General features: G+C 72.7%; 21 protein-coding genes. 4 read left to right on the top strand and 17 right to left on the bottom strand.

Annotation, left to right across the window (positions count from 1 at the left end; genetic code table 11):
• Positions 1–395 precede the first annotated feature (395 nt).
• The 5 genes from BKI49_RS22500 to tsaB all read right to left on the bottom strand — a co-directional run bounded on the left by BKI49_RS22500 (position 396) and on the right by tsaB (position 4,150).
• A complete protein-coding gene (locus BKI49_RS22500) occupies positions 396–1,418 on the bottom strand; it encodes a LacI family DNA-binding transcriptional regulator (RefSeq protein WP_095936073.1) in 1,023 nt (340 codons plus the stop codon).
• Between the two features lie 165 nt (positions 1,419–1,583).
• Complete coding sequence (locus BKI49_RS22495) at positions 1,584–1,835, bottom strand: hypothetical protein (protein WP_095936072.1); 252 nt, start codon at positions 1,833–1,835, stop codon at positions 1,584–1,586.
• Positions 1,832–2,935, bottom strand: a complete 1,104-nt coding sequence (gene tsaD, locus BKI49_RS22490; protein ID WP_095936071.1) for a tRNA (adenosine(37)-N6)-threonylcarbamoyltransferase complex transferase subunit TsaD — start codon at positions 2,933–2,935, stop codon at positions 1,832–1,834. The genes BKI49_RS22495 and tsaD overlap by 4 nt, the downstream gene beginning before the upstream one ends.
• Positions 2,928–3,434 carry a ribosomal protein S18-alanine N-acetyltransferase gene (rimI, locus tag BKI49_RS22485; protein WP_095936070.1) on the bottom strand — a complete coding sequence of 169 codons (507 nt, stop codon included), beginning with the start codon at positions 3,432–3,434 and terminating at the stop codon, positions 2,928–2,930. The genes tsaD and rimI overlap by 8 nt, the downstream gene beginning before the upstream one ends.
• A 68-nt stretch (positions 3,435–3,502) precedes the next feature.
• Positions 3,503–4,150 carry a tRNA (adenosine(37)-N6)-threonylcarbamoyltransferase complex dimerization subunit type 1 TsaB gene (gene tsaB / locus BKI49_RS22480; RefSeq protein WP_095936069.1) on the bottom strand — a complete coding sequence of 216 codons (648 nt, stop codon included), beginning with the start codon at positions 4,148–4,150 and terminating at the stop codon, positions 3,503–3,505.
• A gap of 110 nt (positions 4,151–4,260) precedes the next feature.
• Between tsaB and BKI49_RS22475 the strand changes: the two genes are divergently transcribed.
• A complete protein-coding gene (locus BKI49_RS22475) occupies positions 4,261–4,815 on the top strand; it encodes a hypothetical protein (protein ID WP_095936068.1) in 555 nt (184 codons plus the stop codon).
• A 255-nt stretch (positions 4,816–5,070) separates the two neighbouring features.
• On the opposite strand, the gene BKI49_RS35375 is transcribed toward BKI49_RS22475, so the two are convergent.
• From BKI49_RS35375 to glmS, 8 genes are all read right to left on the bottom strand, one after another.
• Positions 5,071–5,241: a hypothetical protein gene (locus BKI49_RS35375; RefSeq protein ID WP_179332536.1), complete on the bottom strand. Its 171-nt coding sequence runs from the start codon at positions 5,239–5,241 to the stop codon at positions 5,071–5,073.
• A gap of 176 nt (positions 5,242–5,417) precedes the next feature.
• Positions 5,418–5,951, bottom strand: a complete 534-nt coding sequence (gene tsaE, locus BKI49_RS22470) for a tRNA (adenosine(37)-N6)-threonylcarbamoyltransferase complex ATPase subunit type 1 TsaE (RefSeq protein ID WP_095936067.1) — start codon at positions 5,949–5,951, stop codon at positions 5,418–5,420.
• Positions 5,917–7,149, bottom strand: coding sequence for an alpha/beta fold hydrolase (locus tag BKI49_RS22465; protein ID WP_095936066.1), 1,233 nt, complete (start codon positions 7,147–7,149; stop codon positions 5,917–5,919). The genes tsaE and BKI49_RS22465 overlap by 35 nt, the downstream gene beginning before the upstream one ends.
• A gap of 151 nt (positions 7,150–7,300) precedes the next feature.
• On the bottom strand, positions 7,301–8,458 hold the full coding sequence (gene alr, locus BKI49_RS22460) for an alanine racemase (RefSeq protein WP_095936065.1): 1,158 nt from the start codon (positions 8,456–8,458) through the stop codon (positions 7,301–7,303).
• A gap of 76 nt (positions 8,459–8,534) precedes the next feature.
• The gene (locus BKI49_RS22455; protein ID WP_257004912.1) at positions 8,535–9,263 is read right to left on the bottom strand and encodes a L,D-transpeptidase family protein; all 729 of its coding nucleotides are present in this window, start codon (positions 9,261–9,263) and stop codon (positions 8,535–8,537) included.
• Positions 9,264–9,379: 116 nt separating this feature from the next.
• Positions 9,380–10,840 (bottom strand): NAD(P)H-hydrate dehydratase, encoded by a 1,461-nt coding sequence (locus BKI49_RS22450; protein WP_095936064.1) that lies wholly within the window; start codon positions 10,838–10,840, stop codon positions 9,380–9,382.
• A 242-nt stretch (positions 10,841–11,082) separates the two neighbouring features.
• Positions 11,083–11,454, bottom strand: a complete 372-nt coding sequence (locus tag BKI49_RS22445; protein WP_095936063.1) for a holo-ACP synthase — start codon at positions 11,452–11,454, stop codon at positions 11,083–11,085.
• A 40-nt stretch (positions 11,455–11,494) separates the two neighbouring features.
• Positions 11,495–13,342: a glutamine--fructose-6-phosphate transaminase (isomerizing) gene (glmS, locus tag BKI49_RS22440; protein ID WP_095936062.1), complete on the bottom strand. Its 1,848-nt coding sequence runs from the start codon at positions 13,340–13,342 to the stop codon at positions 11,495–11,497.
• A gap of 167 nt (positions 13,343–13,509) precedes the next feature.
• On the opposite strand from glmS, the gene coaA reads away from it, so the two are divergent.
• Together coaA and BKI49_RS22430 are read left to right on the top strand one after the other, a co-directional pair.
• The gene (coaA, locus tag BKI49_RS22435) at positions 13,510–14,502 is read left to right on the top strand and encodes a type I pantothenate kinase (protein WP_095936061.1); all 993 of its coding nucleotides are present in this window, start codon (positions 13,510–13,512) and stop codon (positions 14,500–14,502) included.
• A 16-nt stretch (positions 14,503–14,518) separates the two neighbouring features.
• On the top strand, positions 14,519–15,469 hold the full coding sequence (locus BKI49_RS22430; protein ID WP_095936060.1) for a DUF389 domain-containing protein: 951 nt from the start codon (positions 14,519–14,521) through the stop codon (positions 15,467–15,469).
• On the opposite strand, the gene glmM is transcribed toward BKI49_RS22430, so the two are convergent.
• From glmM to BKI49_RS22410, 4 genes are all read right to left on the bottom strand, one after another.
• Entirely contained in the window at positions 15,466–16,824 is a 1,359-nt protein-coding gene (gene glmM, locus BKI49_RS22425; protein ID WP_095936059.1) for a phosphoglucosamine mutase, read from the bottom strand. The two genes, BKI49_RS22430 and glmM, sit on opposite strands and share 4 nt — an antisense overlap.
• Positions 16,825–16,993: 169 nt before the next feature.
• Entirely contained in the window at positions 16,994–17,515 is a 522-nt protein-coding gene (rpsI, locus tag BKI49_RS22420; protein ID WP_095936058.1) for a 30S ribosomal protein S9, read from the bottom strand.
• Positions 17,516–17,557: 42 nt separating this feature from the next.
• Positions 17,558–18,001, bottom strand: coding sequence for a 50S ribosomal protein L13 (gene rplM / locus BKI49_RS22415; RefSeq protein WP_095936057.1), 444 nt, complete (start codon positions 17,999–18,001; stop codon positions 17,558–17,560).
• Positions 18,002–18,186: 185 nt separating this feature from the next.
• Positions 18,187–19,398 carry a glycosyltransferase family 87 protein gene (locus BKI49_RS22410; protein ID WP_095936299.1) on the bottom strand — a complete coding sequence of 404 codons (1,212 nt, stop codon included), beginning with the start codon at positions 19,396–19,398 and terminating at the stop codon, positions 18,187–18,189.
• Positions 19,399–19,472: 74 nt separating this feature from the next.
• On the opposite strand from BKI49_RS22410, the gene BKI49_RS22405 reads away from it, so the two are divergent.
• Entirely contained in the window at positions 19,473–20,360 is an 888-nt protein-coding gene (locus BKI49_RS22405) for a hypothetical protein (RefSeq protein ID WP_095936300.1), read from the top strand.
• Positions 20,361–20,440: the final 80 nt, after the last annotated feature.

Below are 20,440 nucleotides of genomic sequence, written 5' to 3'. Positions count from 1 at the left end.
GGTCGAGTGCGCACGGAAGTTACGGGCGCGCGACAGGTATGTCAACGCTCCTGACAAATATGGGAGTCGGCGGGCCACGGCCCCCTCGCCGACCTCGGGGAACGGCCCGCCGAAAGGGACGCGAGCGGCCGCGGCGGATATCCGCAACGGGATGCGGACGGGCCCCGGGGACGGCTCACCGGAAGGACGCAGGCGAGCCCGAGGACGGCTCACCGGAAGGACGCAGGCGAGCCCGGGGACGGCTCACCGAAAGGACGCAGGCGAGCCCGAGGACGGCTCACCGGAAGGGCATGGGCGGCCGCGGGCCGAGGCCCGCCGGCGTCGGGGCGGTCCGCGGCGGCGGAGACCCGAACCGGCGCGCCCGCGAGCCGGTCGAACGGCGACGGGCGGCCGGCTCAGACGGCCGGCGCCGCCGTGCTCGCCCGCACGACCAGCTCGGTCGCGAGCTCCACCCGGGGCGAGGCCGGCTCCTCGCCGAGTGCGAGCCGCAGCACCGTGCGCGTGGCCAGCTTGCCCATGTCGGCCAGCGGCTGGCGCACGGTCGTCAGCGGCGGCGACGACCAGCGGACCTCGGGCAGGTCGTCGAACCCGACGACGCTCATGTCCTCGGGCACCCGCAGGCCGCGGCGGCGCAGCGCCTCGATCGCGCCGAGCGCCATCTGGTCGCTGGCGGCGAACAGCGCGGTCGGCGGTCCGGCCAGGTCGAGCAGGGTGTTGCAGCCGTCGAAACCGGCCTGGTGGTAGAAGTCGCCCGGCACGATCAGGGCGTCGTCGACCTCGACACCCGCGCCCTCCAGCGCGGCCCGGTAGCCGTCGAGGCGGGCCCGCGAGCAGAGCAGCCGCGGGGGCCCGGCGACGAAGCCGATCCGGCGGTGGCCGAGACCCAGCAGATGCTCCGTGGCGGCCATGCCGCCGGCCCAGTTGGTGGCGCCGACGGTGGGCGCGTCCAGGGACGGCGACCCCGCGGGGTCGATGACGACGAGCGGCACACCGAGGCGCCGCAGCTCCTCGTGCAGCCGCGGTTCGAGGACGGAGGTCACCAGGATCACGCCGTCCGAGGCGCGGGCGCGCAGATTGGTCATCCACTGCCGGGCGGAGCCCGAGGCGCCGTGGATCGCGGAGACCACCGTGCCCACGCCCGCGGCGTGCGCGACGTCCTCGACCCCTCGGATGATCTCCACCGCCCAGGGGCTGTCGAGGTCGTTGAAGACGAGGTCGACGAGGGCGGCCCGGTCCCCCGGCGCGGACGGCTTGCGCCGGTAGCCGTGGTGCCGCAGCAGGTCCTCGATCCGGGCCCGGGTCTCCGGGGACACGTCCGAGCGGCCGTTGACGACACGCGACACGGTGGGCACCGAGACCCCGGCCTGCCGGGCGATCTCGGTGATCGTCACCTTGTTCCTGATGCTCTCCCGGGCCACTGCGCCCACCTCCGTCGACGTGTCAGGTCGCCCCCTACGGTTCCATACGCGCAGGCGAAACTTTGCAGGAGTCTTCCGGAAAACAGTGGTCCACGGGAAGTCCGGACCGGCCGACCCCGAGGCACCCGTCCCGGACACCGTCCGGGACTCCCCCGCGGAACGCGCTCAGGACACCGCCTCGAACCTCCACCGGTGCACCGCCCGGGTCACCAACCCCCCGTCGGGTTCGGGCAGTTCCGGCAGCACCGCGTCGTACGCGGCGTCCCACCAGGTGATGACGAGCACCCGGTCCTGGGGAGCCCGCAGGGTCTCCCGGCGCAGCGGTGCGCCGGACAGTTCCTGCGCCCGCACCCAGGCGAGCAGGTCCTCCCCGCGCCCCGGCACGGCCCGTGCCTCCCACATCAGGGCGACGGTCACGAGTACAGGTTCTCCTTGCTGACCTCGTGCACGTGGTCGTGGGAGTGGGTGTGTGCCTGGCCGGGCACGTGCGGGTCGGTCACCGGGAGGGACGAGTCGGCGGAGAGGTCCCAGTCGGAGGCGGCCCGGTTGCGCGCCACCATCTCCGCGCCGAGGGCGGCCACCATGGCGCCGTTGTCCGTGCACAGCTTGGGCCGCGGCACCCGCAGCCGGATCCCGGCCGCCTCGCAGCGCTCCGCGGCGAGCGCACGCAGCCGGGAGTTGGCGGCCACACCGCCGCCGATCATGAGGTGGTCGACGCCCTCGTCCTTGCAGGCCCGTACGGCCTTGCGGGTCAGCACGTCCACGACCGCCTCCTGGAAGGAAGCCGCCACGTCACGCACCGGCACCTCCTCCCCCGCCGCCCGCCGCGCCTCGATCCAGCGGGCCACGGCGGTCTTCAGACCGGAGAACGAGAAGTCGTACGCGGGATCGCGCGGCCCGGTGAGCCCGCGCGGGAACGCGATCGCCTGCGGGTCACCCTCCTTGGCGTACCGGTCGATGACCGGGCCGCCCGGGAAGCCGAGGTTCAGCACGCGCGCGATCTTGTCGAACGCCTCGCCCGCGGCGTCGTCGATGGTCGCGCCCATCGGCCGCACGTCGGACGTGATGTCCGAGGACAGCAGCAGCGAGGAGTGCCCGCCCGAGACGAGGAGCGCCATGGTCGGCTCCGGCAGCGCACCGTGCTCCAGCTGGTCCACGCAGATGTGGGAGGCGAGGTGGTTGACGCCGTACAGCGGCTTGCCGAGCGCGTACGCGTACGCCTTCGCCGCGGAGACGCCGACGAGCAGCGCACCGGCGAGGCCGGGGCCCGCGGTCACCGCGATGCCGTCGAGGTCACGGGCGCTGACCCCCGCCTCCTTCAGCGCGCGGTCGATGGTCGGCACCATCGCCTCCAGGTGGGCCCGGGAGGCGACCTCGGGCACGACCCCGCCGAACCGGGCGTGCTCGTCGACGCTGGACGCGATCGCGTCCGCGAGCAGCGTGGTGCCGCGGACGATGCCGACGCCGGTCTCGTCGCAGGAGGTCTCGATACCGAGGACGAGTGGTTCGTCAGCCATTGCTCTCTGTTCCTTGTCCGCCGTTTGCTGAGGGGGAGCCCGCTCCCGGGCCGCTGTCCGCAGCCGTGTTGAGTCGCATGACCAGGGCGTCGACGTTCCCCGGCTGGTAGTAGCCGCGCCGGACGCCGATGGCTTCGAAGCCGAAGCGCTCGTAGAGCTTCTGCGCGCGGACGTTGTCCACCCGGCATTCGAGCATCACCTGGGCGCACTCGAACGCGGTCGCGGCACGCAGCAGCTCGGTGAGCAGCCGGGCGCCGAGCCCGGTGCCCCACTGGTCGCGGGCGACGGCGATGGTCTGCACGTCGCCCAGGTCGCCCGCGGCGGCGAGTCCGGCGTACCCGACGAGCCGCCCCCCGTCGAGGGCCACGACGTACCGACGCGTCGCCTCGGGCCCGCGCGCGTGGGCCAGCTCGGACCAGAACATGCCCCGGGACCAGGCGTCCTCGGGGAAGAGGTCCTTCTCCAGTTCCAGTACGGGATCGATGTCCCACCAGCGCATCTCGCGCACGTCGACCCCGCCGGGCGGCGGCGTGGTCGGAGGGCGGCTTCCAGGAGACGGGTGGTCGGTCACTTGGGGGTGACCACCTTGTAGTTCTTGGGCACCTGGGCGTCCGGCCGGCGCAGGTAGAGCGGCCGGGGCGCCTCCAGTTCGACGCCCGCGGCGAGCCGTTCCGCGGCCAGCGAGGCCATCGCCGCCGCCGAGACGTGCTCGGGCGCGTGCGCGTCCGGGAAGGTGTCGGGGTAGAGCAGCGCGCCCGCTCCGACAGCGGGCAGCCCGCCGACGTCCAGGTCGCCGGGGCGGTCCACGGCGGGGTCGGTGACGCGGGTGCGCCGGTCGGCGTAGCGCGCCCAGTAGACCTCCTTGCGGCGGGCGTCCGTCGCCGCGACGAAGGGGCCGTCGATGTCGGCCGCGTACGCGAGCGCGTCGAGGGTGCACACGCCGTGCACCGGCACGCCGAGTGCGAGTCCGAAGGTGTCGGCGGTCATCAGGCCGACGCGCAGGCCGGTGTACGGGCCGGGGCCCACGCCGACGACGATGCCGGTGACGGCGTCGAGCCGGTGGCCCGCCTCGGCGAGCACGCGGTCCACGGCCGGGAGGAGCAGCTCCCCGTGGCGGCGCGCGTCGACCTGGCTCGACGAGGCGATGACGGACGTGCCGTCGTGCAGCGCGACGGTCACGGCGGGGGTGGCGGTATCCAGAGCGAGCAAGAGCACGCAAACAGCCTACGGCGCCCGAGCCGGACGTACGGCCGCCCCGGTCTCCCGCATCCCTGCTGCTACCGTCACAGCAAGGACGTACGAAGTACGAGAGGTGGGCACACAAGGTGGCTAGGAGCAGCTCGGGATTCGTGGCCGGGCTCACCGTGGCGGCGGTCGCCGCAGTCGGCTTCCTCGCCTACCAGGCGTCCGCGAGCGTGCCGGACACCCTGGGCAAGCCGCAGGCCGGCGCCTCCCCCAAGGCCGCCACCTCGAAGGCCCCCCGCGACAAGAAGAACCCGGCGGCCCTGCCCGCGCAGTCCGGCCGGGGCGAGCGGGTCGTGTACTCGACCGACGACGACCGGGTGTGGCTGGTCGGCGCGAACAACAAGGTCCGGCGCACCTTCAAGGTGACGCCCGGGACGCTGGACCCGGCCGCGGGCACCTACGCCGTCACCTCACGGGCGCGGGCGGTCTCCGGATCGGACGGCGCGCAGATCGAGCACGTCGTGCGGTTCCACCTGGTCGACGGCATCGCCATCGGCTTCAGCGCGGCGGTGAACGGCTCGACGGAAGCCCCGGACCCCACCAAGAAGCTCGGCGGCATCCGCGAGACCCGTGCGGACGGTGACGCGATGTGGTCGTTCGCGACGATCGGCGTGAAGGTCGTCGTCATCCGCTGACCGGGAGACGGGCCGCCGGACCGGTTCGCAGACCACTTGTCGGCCACCGCCTGCCGTCCACGGGCCCGGTCGCGGGCCGCTCGACCGTCCATGGACACGGTCGCGGACCACCCGACCGTCCACCGGCCCGGTCACTCGTTGCCCACGGTCCACCGGCCCGCCCGAGGGCCGTCACGGCCGCGCCGTGCCGCCCGTCGCGGGGCGTCGGCGGGCCCTCGGCGAAGAGGTCTCGCAGAACAACCCTTTCGTGGGACGTCAAGCGGCCTTGCGGGGCTGTCCGGTCACCGGAACCTCGGGGAGCGGCTCCGGCTCCCTCGGCGGGCGGGACACCGCCTCGGCCGCGGCGCACGACGCCAGCAGGTCCCGCATCGACACCCCGGCCACCCCGCGCGGCTGAGCCGGCACGTCACGTTCTGAAGCCGACATGGACGCCTCCTGGGGCTTCGGCGGCAAGCGTGGTTAGGTAGCCCTAACTACGGTCTTGCTCCATGTCACCATGCCCGGGACACCGAACGCAATATCTTGCCGACGTCTTGTCGGAACGTTCACCGGCAGCGATGCCGTCGAAGAGCGGACCGGGCGCACCCGCAGGGGTACTGCCGTCAGGACGCGAGCACGCTCAGGTCCACCGGCGCCCAGCGGTCGCCCAGGCCCGTCACGGTGACGTGCCGGACCTCGTCGGTGGTGTCGCCGACGGCGCGGTGGATGACGACGTGCAGACGGTCGTCCGTCAGCTCCTCGACCTTGCCCTCGCCCCACTCCACGACGATCACCGAGTCGGACAACGAGACGTCGAGGTCGAGGTCCTCCATCTCGTCGAGCCCGCCGCCGAGGCGGTACGCGTCCACGTGCACGAGCGGGGGTCCGTCGCCCAGCGACGGGTGGACGCGGGCGATGACGAAGGTCGGGGAGGTGACCGCGCCCCGGACGCCGAGCCCCTCGCCGAGACCGCGGGTCAGCGTGGTCTTGCCCGCGCCGAGCTCGCCGTTGAGCATCACGAGGTCGCCCGGGCGCAGCAGCTTGGCGAGCCGGCGGCCCAGCTCCTGCATCTGTTCGGGGGAGCTGACGGTGATCTGCACGCCGACTCCGTGCTGCGCGGGCTCAGCCGGGTTGTGCGGTGCTGCTGGTGCTTCCATAGCCACCCACGGTAGCCCCTGCCGGCACGGCACCCGCGCGCATCAGCAGGTCGGCAAGGCGGTCTATGACGACCTCGGGGTGCTCCAGCATCACCAGGTGCCCCGCGTCGGGCACGAGGACCAGCTCGGCGTCCGGCAGCAGATCGGCGATGGCCTCGCTGTGCTCGCTCGGCGTCACCAGGTCCTTGACCCCGGCGAGGACGAGGACGGGCAGGTCGGCGAAGCGGGCGAGCGCCTCGGTCTTGTCGTGGTCGGTGAACGCCGGGTAGAACTCGGCGACCACGTCGATCGGGGTGCCCTCGATCATCCGCTCCGCGAAGCGCTCCACGGCGGGATCGACGTCCCGGCCCGCGAACGAGTACCGCTTGATGACCCCGGCGAACAGGTCGGCCGTCGCCCGGCGTCCCCGCTCCACCAGCGCCGCCTGCTGCCCGAGCGCGCGCAGCACGCCCGGCAGCACCCGCCGTACGGCGTTGACGCCGGCGAGCGGCAGTCCGAAGTTGACCTCTCCGAGCCGTCCCGACGACGTGCCCACCAGGGCGACCGCGACGACCCGGTCGCGGACCAGTTCGGGGTACTGGTCGGCGAGGGCCATCACGGTCATGCCGCCCATGGAGTGCCCGACGAGCACGATCGGGCCCTCGGGGACGGCCGCGTCGATGACGGCCTTCAGGTCGCGGCCGAGCTGGTCGATGGTGACCGGGGTGCGCTCCTCCAGCTGGGCGGTACCCCGCCCGGACCGTCCGTGGCTGCGCTGGTCCCAGTGCACGGTCCGTACGACACCTCGCAGCGCGGCGCGCTGGAAGTGCCAGGAGTCCTGGTTGAGGCAGTAACCGTGGCTGAAGACGACGGTGACGGGCGCCGGGGCCTTGCGGCCGAAGAGCCGGCGGCGGCGCGGGGCGAGCGGGGCCTCCGGCTCGGGGTCGTCGACCTCGTAGTAGAGCTCGGTGCCGTCGTCGGCGTACGCCTTGCCGGGAGTGCCGCGCAGCGCGCCGTACGGACCCGCCGAGTCGAGCGCGAGGCGGGCCTTCCTGCGCATGCTCCGGCCGACCGTGAGCCGCTCTATGGCGACTCCCGCGGCGGCGCCCGCGGCCACGACACCTATCGCGGCACCGGCCACACCGGCCTTGCGCCAGTTCCCGGCGGAGGCGGCGGCCGAGGCCGCACTCGCGACGGCCCCCGCGCTGCTCTCGCTCACGTCCAGCTCCTCTTCGCTCTGGGCTCTCGGCCTTGCGCCACGTGCTGTTCGCTCCGGGCTCCCGGGCCTGTGCTCCTGGCCGTCCGCCCGCCGCGCCGCTCATGGCCGCCGGGGTCAGGCGCGTATCCGGCCGCCCGTGTCACCCGTCCTGCTACCCGTCTCGTTCCTCGTTCACCTTCACGTAGACGCGGGGAACGCGGGTTCCGATCCGGGTGACGATTTCGTAGGCGATCGTGCCCGCCGCGCGGGCCCAGTCCTCGGCGGTCGGCTCGCCGCGGTCGCCGGGGCCGAACAGGACCGCCTCCGCGCCGGGCTCGGGCTCGTCCCCGCCGAGGTCGACGACGAACTGGTCCATGGCGACCCGGCCCGCCACCGTGCGCCACTTGCCGCCGACCAGGACCGGTCCGGTGCCGGAGGCGTGCCGCGGGATGCCGTCCGCGTAGCCCACGGGCACCAGGCCGAGGGTGGTGTCGCCGGGTGTCGTGTAGTGGTGGCCGTAGCTCACGCCGTGCCCCGCCGGGACGTGCTTGACCAGCGCGAGCGACGCGCTCAGCGTCATCACCGGGCGCAGCCCGAAGTCGGCCGGTGTGCCGAGCTCCGGGCTCGGTGAGACGCCGTACACCGCGATCCCGGTGCGGACCAGGTCGAAGTGGCTGTCGGGAATCGTCAGTGTGGCGGGCGAGTTGGCGATGTGCCGCACCTCGGGGCGGGCGCCCCGCTGTTCGGCGTACGCCACCATCTCGCGGAACAGGGCGAGTTGGGCCTGGATGGACGGGTGTCCCGGCTCGTCCGCGCAGGCGAAGTGCGACCAGAGGCCGGTGACCTCGACGAGTCCCCGGGCCTGCGCGTCCAGGGCGTGGGCGACCAGTTCCGGCCAGTCGGCGGGCTGGCAGCCGTTGCGCCCGAGGCCGGTGTCGGCCTTGAGCTGGACGCGGGCCGCTCTGCCGACGCGTCCGGCCGCCTCCACGACCTCCCGCAGGGCCCACATGCCGCTGACGGAGACATCGAGGTCGGCCTCGACGGCGCGCTCCCAGGGGCCGCCCGGTGTCCAGAGCCAGCACATGATGCGCCCGGGCAGTCCGGCCTCCCGCAGGGCGAGGGCCTCCTCGGGCGTGGCGGTGCCCAGCCAGGTGGCGCCCGCCTCGCGCGCCGCGCGGGCACAGGGCACCGCCCCGTGGCCGTACGCGTCGGACTTGACCACGGCCATCAGGGCAGCGGACGGCGCGTGGGCACGCAGGGTCCGTACGTTGGCACGCAGGGCGGCCAGGTCGATCTCGGCACGGGCGCGCAGGGGTGCTGTCTCGTTCATCGCGCCCCCAGTGTCTCAGAGGGGTCGGACAGCCCTTCGGCGCCGGTACCGCCGGCGCCCGTCCGGCGGCTCCTCATCAGGTCCCCGGCCTGCGGCCCCACACGTACACATGGTCGCCCTTCTTCAGGACGTCCCACAGCTTGCGGGCGTCCGCGAGCCGGAGATTGACGCAGCCCCACGAGCCGTCGGGGTTGTGGACGCTGCCCCGGACGGCGTGGAAGGCCTGTCCCCCGCTGAAGAACTGGCTGTACGGCATGGGGGTGTTGTACAGCGTCGACCAGTGGTTCTCGTGCTTCCAGTAGACCGTGAACCAGCCGGTGCGGGTCCGGTAGCCGGCCTGCCCGCTGCGCATCGGCACCGGGCCCCACAGCACCTTCGTCCCCTTCTGCACCCAGGAGAGCTGGCGGGTCAGGTCCACGCAGGCGACGCGGTACGAGCGCACCGGGCACTTGCCCGCCGCGTTCGGGTTCTTCATGCCCGCGAGCTGTTGGATCCGGGTCCAGGTGACGGGTCCCGCGAAGCCGACGTCCGGTTTGATCGCGTACCGCTTCTGGAACGCACGGACGGCCCGGCAGTCGGCGGGCGACTGCTTTCCGTCCGCCTTCAGGCCGAGCCCGCGCTCCACCTGCCGCTGATAGGGGCCCGTCTGCTTGGTGCACGCCGCGGCGGCGCCCGCGACAGTGTGGTCGGACCCCGGGCCGGGGGCCACGGGTCCCGGCTCCGCCGCCGCCGGGACCGCGGGCAGGGCGACCAGTGTGGCCAGCAGCACCGCGGCGCCGCGGCGCGTCATTCGTCCGCTCATCATGCGATCAGCGAACGCAACGGGCCCGCGCGGGCGGGTGCGCCGCGCGGACCGGGTCCCCCGATCCGGTCAACACCGCTCCACGAACGCCGGAAGACCCGCGCCGGCCCGCCGCCCTCTCAGGCGCGGACGTCGCGCCACGCCTCCGGGAGGGCCTCGGCCACGTCGTGGGCGCCGGCGGGCGCGCCGTCCGCGGCGAAGCGTCCCGCGAGCCCGTGGAGGTAGGCGGCGACGCTGCCCGCGTCCAGCGGGGACAGCCCGGCCGCGAGCAGCGACCCGGCCAGGCCCGAGAGCACGTCACCGCTCCCCGCGGTGGCGAGCCACGCCGTCCCGGTCGGGTTCACCCGCACCGGCCCGCCGTCCGCGTCGGCGACCAGCGTGGTCGCCCCCTTGAGCAGCACCGTCGCCCCGTACAGCCGGGCGAGCTCCCGTGCGGAGGACAGCCGGGAGGCCTCGACCGACTCGCGCGGGACACCGAGCAGCGCGGCCGCCTCCCCGGCGTGCGGGGTCATCAGGGTGGGCGCGGTGCGGGCGCGGACGGCGGCCCGGTCGGCGAGCCGCAGTCCGTCCGCGTCCACCAGCACCGGCACGTCCGCGGCGAGCACCTCGGCGACCGCCGACGCGTCGTCCCCCGCCCCGGGCCCCACGACCCAGGCCTGGACCCGTCCGGCCCGCGCGGGGCCCCCGTCGGACACGAGCGTCTCGGGGAAGCGGGCGATGACGGCGTCCCCGGCGGGCCCGACGTACCGTACGGCGCCCGCTCCGCCGCGCAACGCGCCGGAGACGGCGAGGACGGCCGCTCCGGGGTAGCGCGCGGACCCGGCGGCGATTCCGACGACACCGCGCCGGTACTTGTCGCTCGCCGCCCCCGGCAGTGGCAGCCGGGCGGCGACGTCGGCGTGCTGGAGCGCCTCCAGTCCGGCCTCGGCGGGCAGCGTGAGCCCGATGTCGACGAGGCGTACGGAACCGGCGTACTCGCGTGCCGGATCGACGAGCAGCCCCGGCTTGTGCGTCCCGAAGGTCACCGTGAGATCGGCGCGGACGGCCTCGCCGAGGACCTCTCCGGTGTCCGCCTCGACGCCGCTGGGCAGGTCGACGGCGACGACGACCGCGCGGGAGTCGCGCAGGAGCGCGGCCAGCGGTGCGGCGTCGGGGCGCAGTCCGCCCTTGCCGCCGATGCCCACGATGCCGTCGACGACAAGGTCGGCGCGGCCGATCGGCTCCTCGACGGCCCGCGGCGCGGCCCCGGCGCCGTCGGCCGGGACCCCCGATGTCACGGCACCGCCCGCGCGGCGCAGCGCGGCCAGTCCCCCGGGGTGCGTCCGGTCGGGGGCGAGCAGCACCGCCGTGACGCCCGCCCCGCGGCGGGCGAGGCGCGCCCCCGCGTAGAGGGCGTCGCCGCCGTTGTCGCCACTGCCGATCAGCAGCACCACCCGGCTGCCGTACACCCGCCCCAGCAACTCCGCGCACGTCGCGGCCAGTCCGGCGGCGGCGCGTTGCATCAACGCTCCCTCGGGCAGCCGTGCCATCAGCTCCCGCTCGGCGGTTCTCACGGTCTCCACGCTGTACGCAGTACGCATACGCCGAGTCTCCCGCACCGGCGCCCGCCGCGCGGCCCGCGCGCGTCACCCGCGCCCGCCCCGCGCACCGGGCCGGGCTTGGGGGGTTTCGTTCGGATCAGGTCGGATCAGGCCGCGGCGTCCGGTGCGGTGCATCGCAAGGCGGAGGATCACCTGCGTACTGGGTGTACTCGGGTGCTCCGACAACGCGGCGAGGTGCCGTGCCGGGCGTCGCGGACCCGGGCCGATCCAAACGAAACCCCCTACCCTTCGGCCACCACCACCGCCGAGGCCACCCCGGCGTCATGGCTCAGCGACACGTGCCACGAGCTCACGCCGAGTTCGGCCGCCCGGGCGGCCACCGTGCCCTTCACCCGCAGGCGCGGCTGGCCGCTGGTCTCGACGTAGACCTCGGCGTCGGTCCAGTGCAGTCCGGCCGGGGCACCCAGCGCCTTGGCGAGCGCCTCCTTGGCGGCGAAGCGGGCGGCCAGCGAGGCGATGCCCCTGCGTTCGCCGCTCGACAGGTACAACTCCTGTTCCACAAAGACCCGTTCGGCCAGTCCGGGCGTGCGTTCCAGCGCCGCCCGGAACCGGTCGATCTCGGCCACGTCGATACCGACCCCGATGATGCTCATGCCCCGCACCCTAAAGGGGCGGGCCGTGCCACGGGCCCGCTCACTCCACCGTCACCGACTTGGCGAGGTTCCGCGGCTGGTCCACCTCGTTCCCGCGGGCCGTCGCCAGCTCGCAGGCGAACACCTGGAGGGGAACCGTGGACACCAGCGGCTGGAGCAGGGTCGGGGTGGCCGGGATGCGGATCAGATGGTCCGCGTACGGGACCACCGCCTCGTCGCCCTCCTCCGCGATGACGATGGTGCGGGCGCCGCGGGCCCGGATCTCCTGGATGTTGGACACGATCTTGTCGTGCAGGACCGAGCGCCCGCGCGGGGACGGCACCACGACCACGACCGGCATGTCCTCCTCGATGAGCGCGATCGGCCCGTGCTTGAGCTCGCCCGCCGCGAAGCCCTCGGCGTGCATGTACGCCAGTTCCTTCAGCTTGAGGGCGCCTTCGAGGGCGACCGGGTAGCCCACGTGGCGGCCCAGGAAGAGGACGGTGTCCTTGTCGGCGAGGGAGCGCGCGAGTTCCCGTACCGGCTCCATGGTCTCCAGGACCCGCTCGACCTCGCGGGAGATCCGGGACAGCTCGCGGATGACGGCCTGGATCTCGTCACCCCACTTGGTGCCCCGCACCTGGCCCAGGTAGAGCGCCACCAGGTAGCAGGCGACGAGCTGCGTCAGGAACGCCTTGGTGGACGCGACGGCGACCTCGGGGCCGGCGTGCGTGTACAGCACGGCGTCCGACTCTCGGGGGATGGTCGAGCCGTTGGTGTTGCAGATCGCCAGCACCTTGGAGCCCTGCTCGCGGGCGTGCCGCAGCGCCATCAGGGTGTCCATCGTCTCGCCGGACTGCGAGATGGCGATGACGAGGGTGCGCGGGGCGAGGATCGGGTCGCGGTAGCGGAACTCGCTGGCCAGCTCGACCTCGCAGGGGATGCGCGTCCAGTGCTCGATGGCGTACTTCGCGATCATCCCCGCGTGGAAGGCGGTGCCGCACGCGACGATGACGACCTTGTCGACCTCGCGCAGCACCCCTGTGGGAATGCGCACCTCGTCCAGGGTCAGCGAACCGGCCGTGTCGATGCGCCCGAGCAGGGTGTCGGCGACCGCCTTGGGCTGTTCGGCGATCTCCTTGAGCATGAAGTAGTCGTAGCCGCCCTTCTCGGCGGCCGAGGCGTCCCAGTCCACATGGTACGAGCGCACTTCGGCGGGCCGGCCGTCGAAGCCGGTGACGGTGACGCCGTCGCGGCGCAGCTCCACGACCTGGTCCTGGCCGAGTTCGACGGCGGAGCGGGTGTGGGCGATGAACGCGGCGACGTCCGAGGCGAGGAAGGCCTCGCCCTCCCCGACACCGACGACGAGGGGCGAGTTCCGGCGCGCCCCGACGACCACGTCCGGCTCGTCGGCGTGCACCGCGACGAGGGTGAACGCGCCCTCCAGGCGCAGGCACACCAGCCGCATGGCCTCCGCGAGGTCGGCGCAGGAGGAGAACTCCTCGGCGAGCAGGTGGGCGACGACCTCCGTGTCGGTCTCGGAGGCCAGTTCGTGCCCGCGCTCGGCGAGTTCGGCGCGGAGCGCGGCGAAGTTCTCGATGATGCCGTTGTGGACGACGGCTACGCGGCCCGCGTTGTCGAGGTGCGGGTGCGCGTTGGCGTCGGTGGGACCGCCGTGCGTGGCCCAGCGGGTGTGCCCGATGCCCGTCGTGCCGGTCGGCAGCGGCCGGTCGACCAGCTCCTTCTCCAGGTTGACGAGCTTGCCCGCCTTCTTCGCGGCGGCGAGCCCGCCGTCCGATGTCACGGCGACGCCCGCCGAGTCGTATCCCCGGTACTCCAGCCGCTTCAGTCCGGCCATCACCACGTCAAGCGCCGACTGCGACCCCACGTATCCCACGATTCCGCACATGGCGGCAGCGTACGGGCCCACGCCCGCCCGTTCCCGGCATCCCGTGCCCGATATCGGAAATTGCGGCCGCCTTTCGCACGACCGCAGGGCGCCGTTGCGGGCGGCCGGGTCACCCCGCGTGACGGACCCCACCCTCCATCGCGTCCATACTCCCGTAACAATGGACTGTGATCTCTCCGGTCTCCTCCTCGTCGCCGCGGAGCGCCCACCGGTCCAAGCCGGAGGCGACTCCCTACGTCGACCTCACCCGTGCCGAGTGGAGCGCGCTGCGCGACAAGACGCCGCTCCCGCTGACCGCCGAGGAGGTCGAGAAGCTGCGCGGCCTGGGCGATGTCATCGACCTCGACGAAGTGCGGGACGTCTATCTGCCGCTGTCCAGACTGCTCAATCTGTACGTCGGCGCCACGGACGGGCTCAGAGGCGCCCTGAACACGTTCCTCGGCGAGACGGGCTCCCAGGCGGGCACCCCGTTCGTCATAGGCGTCGCCGGTTCGGTCGCCGTCGGGAAGTCCACCGTCGCCCGTCTGCTCCAGGCCCTGCTCTCCCGCTGGCCCGAGCACCCGCGCGTCGAACTGGTCACCACGGACGGCTTCCTGCTCCCCACCAAGGAGCTGGAGGCCCGCGGGCTGATGTCGCGGAAAGGTTTCCCCGAGTCCTACGACCGCCGGGCCCTGACCCGGTTCGTCGCGGACATCAAGGCGGGCAAGGACGAGGTGACGGCGCCCGTCTACTCGCACCTGATCTACGACATCGTGCCCGGCCGAAAACTCACGGTCCGGCGCCCCGACATCCTCATCGTCGAGGGCCTGAACGTGCTCCAGCCCGCGCTGCCCGGCAAGGACGGCCGCACCCGCGTCGGCCTCGCCGACTACTTCGACTTCAGCGTGTACGTCGACGCCCGTACCGAGGACATCGAGCACTGGTACCTCAGCCGCTTCAAGAAGCTGCGCGCCACCGCCTTCCAGAACCCGTCGTCGTACTTCCGCAAGTACACGCAGGTCTCCGAGGAGGAGGCGCTCGACTACGCCCGCACGACCTGGCGGACCATCAACAAGCCCAACCTGGTGGAGAACGTGGCCCCCACCCGCGGCCGGGCGACCCTCGTCGTGCGCAAGGGCGCGGACCACAAGGTGCAGCGGCTCAGCCTGCGCAAGCTGTGACCACTACGCTGCGGCCATGCTGCATCTGCGTCTGATCACTCCCGCCGACCGGACCGACGACGTGGTGCGCCTGATCGAGGGAACGGTCGGCACCGCCCATGTCGTGGTGCTGCCGGGCGCCGCCCGCAACCCGGCGGGCGACGTGGTGATGTGCGACGTCGCGCGCGAGGCGGGCGACGCGCTCATCGGCGGCCTGCGGGGGCTGGGACTCGACAGCACCGGCTCGATCGCGGTCGAGGACATCGACCTGTCGCTGTCGAGGCGCGCCGACAAGGCGGAGGAGGAGGCACCCGGCGAGGGCGCGGACGCGGTGCTGTGGGAGCACCTCCAGGACGCCACGCACGAGGAGTCGACGTTGTCGGTGACATACGTCGCCTTCATCACGATCGCCACGATGATCGCGGCCTGCGGTGTGGTCCTCGACAACGCGGTCCTGATCGTGGGCGCGATGGCGGTGGGCCCGGAGTTCGGGCCGCTGGCCGGCTTCTGCACGGCACTCGTACAGCGGCACGCGCGGCTCGCCCTGCGGTCGCTGACGGCGCTGCTCGCCGGCTTCGCGATAGCCATGGCGGCGACGGTGCTGTTCAGCCTGTTCATGGACGCGGTGGGCCTGTTCAGCGAGGCACAGCTGGAGGCGGACCGGCCCAACACGGGCTTCATCTACGCGCCCGACTGGTTCTCGTTCGTCGTCGCCGTGCTCGCGGGCGCCGCCGGCATGCTGTCTCTGACGTCCGCGAAATCCGGGGCCCTGGTCGGCGTCGCGATCTCCGTGACCACGGTGCCGGCCGCCGCGAACGCCGCCGTGGCCCTGAGCTACGGGGACATGGGCCAGACCTGGGGGTCGGCCAAGCAGCTCCTGCTGAACCTGCTGGGCATCGTCCTGGCCGGTGCCCTCACCCTGCTCGCCCAGAAGTGGTTCTGGGCGAGGCAGCGCGAGGGCAGCGAGTCCCCGGTGGCGGCTTCCTAGCCGAGCGCCGACTTCACCGCGTCGGCGAGCCGGCCGGCCACCGACCGGGCGTGGTCGATGTCGGCGGCCTCGACCATGACCCGCACCAGCGGCTCGGTGCCGGAGGGGCGCAGCAGCACCCGTCCGGTGGAGCCGAGTTCGCGTTCGGCGTCGGCGACCGCGGCGGACAGCTCGGCCGAGGTCTTCACCCGCGACTTGTCGACGTCGGGCACGTTGATGAGCACCTGCGGCAGCCGCTCCATGACGGAGGCGAGGTCCTGGAGCGTACGGCCCGTCTGGGCGACCCGGGCCGCGAGGAGCAGGCCGGTCAGCGTGCCGTCGCCGGTGGTGGCGTGGTCGAGGACGATGACGTGCCCGGACTGCTCGCCGCCGAGGGCGTATCCGTGCCGCTTCATCTCCTCCAGGACGTAGCGGTCGCCGACCGCGGTCTGCAGGAGGGTGAGGCCCTCGCGCTCCATGGCGAGCTTGAAGCCCAGGTTGGACATGACCGTGGCGACGACGGTGTCCGAGCGCAGCGCGGACCGCTCGCGCATCGCCAGCGCGAGGACGGCGAGGATCTGGTCGCCGTCGATCTCGGCGCCGGTGTGGTCCACGGCGAGGCAGCGGTCGGCGTCGCCGTCGTGCGCGATGCCGAGGTCGGCGCCGTGCTCGACGACGGCGGCCTGGAGCTTGCCCAGGTGGGTGGAGCCGCAGCCGTCGTTGATGTTCAGGCCGTCCGGCTCCGCGCCGATGGTGACGATCTCGGCGCCCGCGCGGGCGAAGGCCTCGGGCGACACCCGGGCGGCGGCGCCGTGGGCCTCGTCGAGGACGACCTTCAGGCCGTCGAGACGGTTCGGGAGGACGCCGATGAGGTGGGCGACGTACTGGTCGAAGCCCTGGTCGTAGGAGTTCACCCGGCCGACGCCGGCACCGGTGGGCCGGTCCCAGGGGGCGCCGGTGCGGTGCTCCTCGTAGACGGCCTCGATCTTGTCCTCAAGCTCGTCGGCGAGCTTGTGGCCGCCGCGGGCGAAGAACTTGATCCCGTTGTCGGGCATGGCGTTGTGGCTGGCGGAGAGCATGACGCCGAGGTCGGCGCCGAGCGCTCCGGTGAGGTACGCCACCGCGGGGGTGGGCAGCACTCCTACGCGCAGGACGTCCACGCCGGCGCTGGCCAGGCCCGCGACCACGGCGGCCTCCAGGAACTCCCCGGACGCGCGCGGGTCCCGCCCGACCACCGCCACCGGCCGGTGGCCCTCAAAGGTGCCCGCCTCGGCCAGTACGTGCGCCGCCGCCACGGAGAGCCCGAGCGCAAGCTCGGCCGTCAGATCCGCGTTGGCGACACCGCGCACGCCGTCCGTGCCGAAGAGTCGTCCCACTTGTCCTCCTGAGGAAGCTTCAGAATTCGGAAGTCATCCGATCACATGAGCCTTTGAGCGCCTTGTGCCGTTATACGCCCAAGGCTAGTGATAAACGAACGCCCCGGCGGCACTGTGGCGTGCCGCCGGGGCGTTCGGACGTACTACGAGTACGAGCAGGCAGCGAAGATTAGCGCTTGCTGTACTGCGGGGCCTTGCGGGCCTTCTTGAGACCGGCCTTCTTGCGCTCGACCGCACGGTCGTCGCGCTTGAGGAAGCCGGCCTTCTTCAGGGCGCCGCGGTTGTTGTCGACGTCGGCCTCGTTCAGCGCACGGGCGACACCGAGGCGCAGGGCGCCGGCCTGGCCGGAGACGCCGCCGCCGGAGATGCGGGCGATGACGTCGTAACGGCCCTCGAGCTCGAGCACCTTGAAGGGCTCGTTGACTTCCTGCTGGTGCACCTTGTTGGGGAAGTAGTCCTCAAGGGTGCGGCCGTTGATCTTCCACTTGCCGGTGCCCGGGACGATCCGGACGCGGGCGATGGCGTTCTTGCGACGGCCCAGGCCGGCGGCCGGCTGCGGGTCGCCGAAGCGGGAGGCCAGGGACTCCGAGGTGTACTCGCCCTCGACGGGGACCTCGGACTCGGTGGTGTAGTTCTCGATGTCGACGAGCTCAGTCTCTTCGACCGGCTGCTCAACGGTGGTCTCGGCCACGATTCTCCTCAGATTCTTTTTCGTCTTAGGGGGTGGCCGGAACTACTGCGCGACCTGGGTGATCTCGAACGGGACCGGCTGCTGCGCAGCGTGCGGGTGGTTCTCGCCCGCGTAGACCTTCAGCTTCGAGAGCACCTGACGGCCCAGGGAGTTCTTGGGAACCATGCCCTTGATGGCCTTCTCGACGGCCTTCTCGGGGTTCTTCGCCAGCAGCTCGTCGTAACGGACGGAGCGCAGACCACCCGGGTAACCGGAGTGGCGGTACGCCAGCTTCTGGGTCTTCTTGTTGCCGGAGAGGTGCACCTTGTCCGCGTTGATGATGATGACGAAGTCACCAGCGTCGACGTGGGGGGCGTAGATCGGCTTGTGCTTGCCCCGCAGGATGTTCGCGGCAGTGGTCGCCAGACGGCCCAGGACGACATCCTGGGCGTCGATGACGTACCACTGGCGAGTGATGTCGCCGGGCTTGGGGCTGTACGTACGCACGGTCGTAGCCTTCGCTTCTTCAGTGAGTGGGTCCTGACATGGCCACCACGGACGATCACGACAGCCCTGACCGCACTGCGGTGACGCATACCGCGCGCTGGTCGCTGGTCATCGGCCCCGGTGGACCGGTGTAAGGGCCCCTCACGTGAGAATGAGAAAGCCAATACACATAACGAACTGCAAGCCTACCCGCGACGGCCCGGACGGGTCAAAACGCGCGTGGGCAGGTTCGCCCCCGGCCGCGGCACCGGTGGAGGCACGCCCGGCGCGGGACGCCGGGCCGTCGCCACGGCGGCAGCCAGTACACAAAGGGTAAGGCAGTCCCGGAAGGCCCGCCGCGTCACGGGCTCCAGCCAGGGCCAGGCAAGACCGGGCACCTGCGGCACCAGGGCCATCCAGAACCAGGGGCCGCGGGCCGCCGAGCCGGGCAGCGGCAGCCCCGCGAGCAGCAGCGGCAGCACGACCAGCAGGTAGTGGTCGTACGACGGGCGGGACACCAGGAACGCGGAGAGCATCAGCAGGGTCGCGGTCTCGACGAGCCGCAGTGGCCCGGGATCGTCGCGCCGCCAGCGCCGGCGGGCGCACCAGCACCCGGCGAGCGCCGCCGCCGCGGCCAGCGCGACGGCCACCGGCCGGGGCACCCCGGCCCGCGGCAGCACCGCCGCCGGCGACGCCTCGTACAGACGTACGAACGCGTCGTGCCCCCGCAGCAGGAAGGGCAGCGTCCGCGTGACGAAACCCGCGGGATCGGGCATCAGCAGGGCCGCCGCGCCGGAGACCGCGCCCGGCAGTGCCACGAGGGCGGCCAGCCCCCGCCACTGCCGGGCGAAGAGGAAGAGGAGCGCGACCGGCGCGAGGAGCGGCTTCAGGGCGATCGCGCTCCCGATCACCACCCCGGCCGCCACCCAGCGCCCCCGCACCGCGCACAGCAGCCCCAGCGGAAGGGCAGCCGCCGCCGTCACGGTCCAGTTGCCGAGCGCCACCAGGTGACCGAAGGGTGCGAAGCCCAGCGCGAGCGCGGTGAGGCCGAGCGCGGCGAAGCGGCTGCGCGGCGACGTCCCGTGGATGCGCAGCGCGCAGACCCAGCCCGCCACCAGCAGACAGGTCACCGCCAGCGGGACCAGCACACGCAGCGCGACCTGCGGCAGGAGTGCCTGCGGCGCCGCGGCGACGACGGCGCCGGGCAGATAGAGGAAGTGCGGGTCGGCGTAGGGCGAGCCGCCGTGCAGCCAACTCCGGGCCGCCCGCACGACGATCGCGTTGTCCATCCCGCCGTCCGAGCTCGCCCGCGCGACATTTACGACGGGGACGCACAGCGCGAACGCCAGCACTGTCCACATATGCCAGGTCGCGGGCCGCACCAACCACCCGCAGATGTCACTTTTGCCCGTGTTCATGCAGGTCACGCTAGGGGCTCAAGTGCGCCCTGACGCGGAACGGCACCCCCCGACGCACGTCTAAGATGCGGCGCATGAGTTATGGGCAGGGTGGGCAGGGACAGGCCCCGTGGGATCCCTGGAAGCCGGGTTCTCAGCAGCCTCAGTGGAGCGGTCAGAACGCGGGCGGGACTCCTGACTGGGCGGCACTCGCCGAGGCGTCGGAAACGCGGAACAAGCGCCGCAGGCTGCTGTTCATCGCCGGTGGAGCGCTCGCGACCGTCGCGGTCGGCGCGGCCGTCGCCGTGGCCGTGGTCTCCGCGAACGGCAACAACCAGGCCTCCAACCAGCCTTCCAACCTGCCGGCCACCGCGGACATCCCCAACTCCAGTACCGCGCCCGCCCCGTCCTTCGAGCCGACCTCGGCCCCGCCGCCGCTGGACCCGAAGGACTTCATATCCAGCGCGAAGAAGGACACGGCCCCGCTCAGCCCGGACATCCTCTTCCCGGGTACGCAGCTCACGATGGGCGACCGCGTCTACCGCAAGGGTCCGACGGCCGACACCAAGAAGTGCGCCTCGGCCGCGAAGGCCACGCTCCCCACGGTCCTCACCAAGAACGACTGCACCCGCATGCTGCGCGTCACCTACGTCAAGGACGGCGTCGCGGTGACGGTCGGCGTAGCCGTGTTCGACACCGAGGCGGAGGCGACCAAGGCCCGGCGCGAGGCGGACAAGAAGAGCATCGTCGCCTCGCTGTCCGGAAACGGCGTCAAGCCCTTCTGCGACTCCGCCGTCTGCCGCTCGACCACCAACGTCTACGGCCGCTACGTCTACTTCACGCTCGCCGGGTTCACCGACGGCAAGAACGTGACGGCCAAGGACACCAAGGTCTTCACGACCGGCGACGACCTCGGCGAGTTCGCCTTCCGGCAGATCCGCCGTCGCGGCGAGGCCCAGGCCTCCGCCGCGGCCAACGAGTGAGGCACGCCGGCCCCGCGCGCGAGCGGCACACCGGGCGCTGACCGAGAGCCCGCACGGCGTCGGCGCGGTACCCCGGGCGG

The organism is Streptomyces sp. Tue6028 (assembly GCF_002300165.1).
Lineage (GTDB): Bacteria > Actinomycetota > Actinomycetes > Streptomycetales > Streptomycetaceae > Streptomyces > Streptomyces siamensis.
The sequence above is the reverse complement of the archived record's forward strand: the minus strand, read 5'-3'. Positions and strand labels throughout refer to the sequence as shown.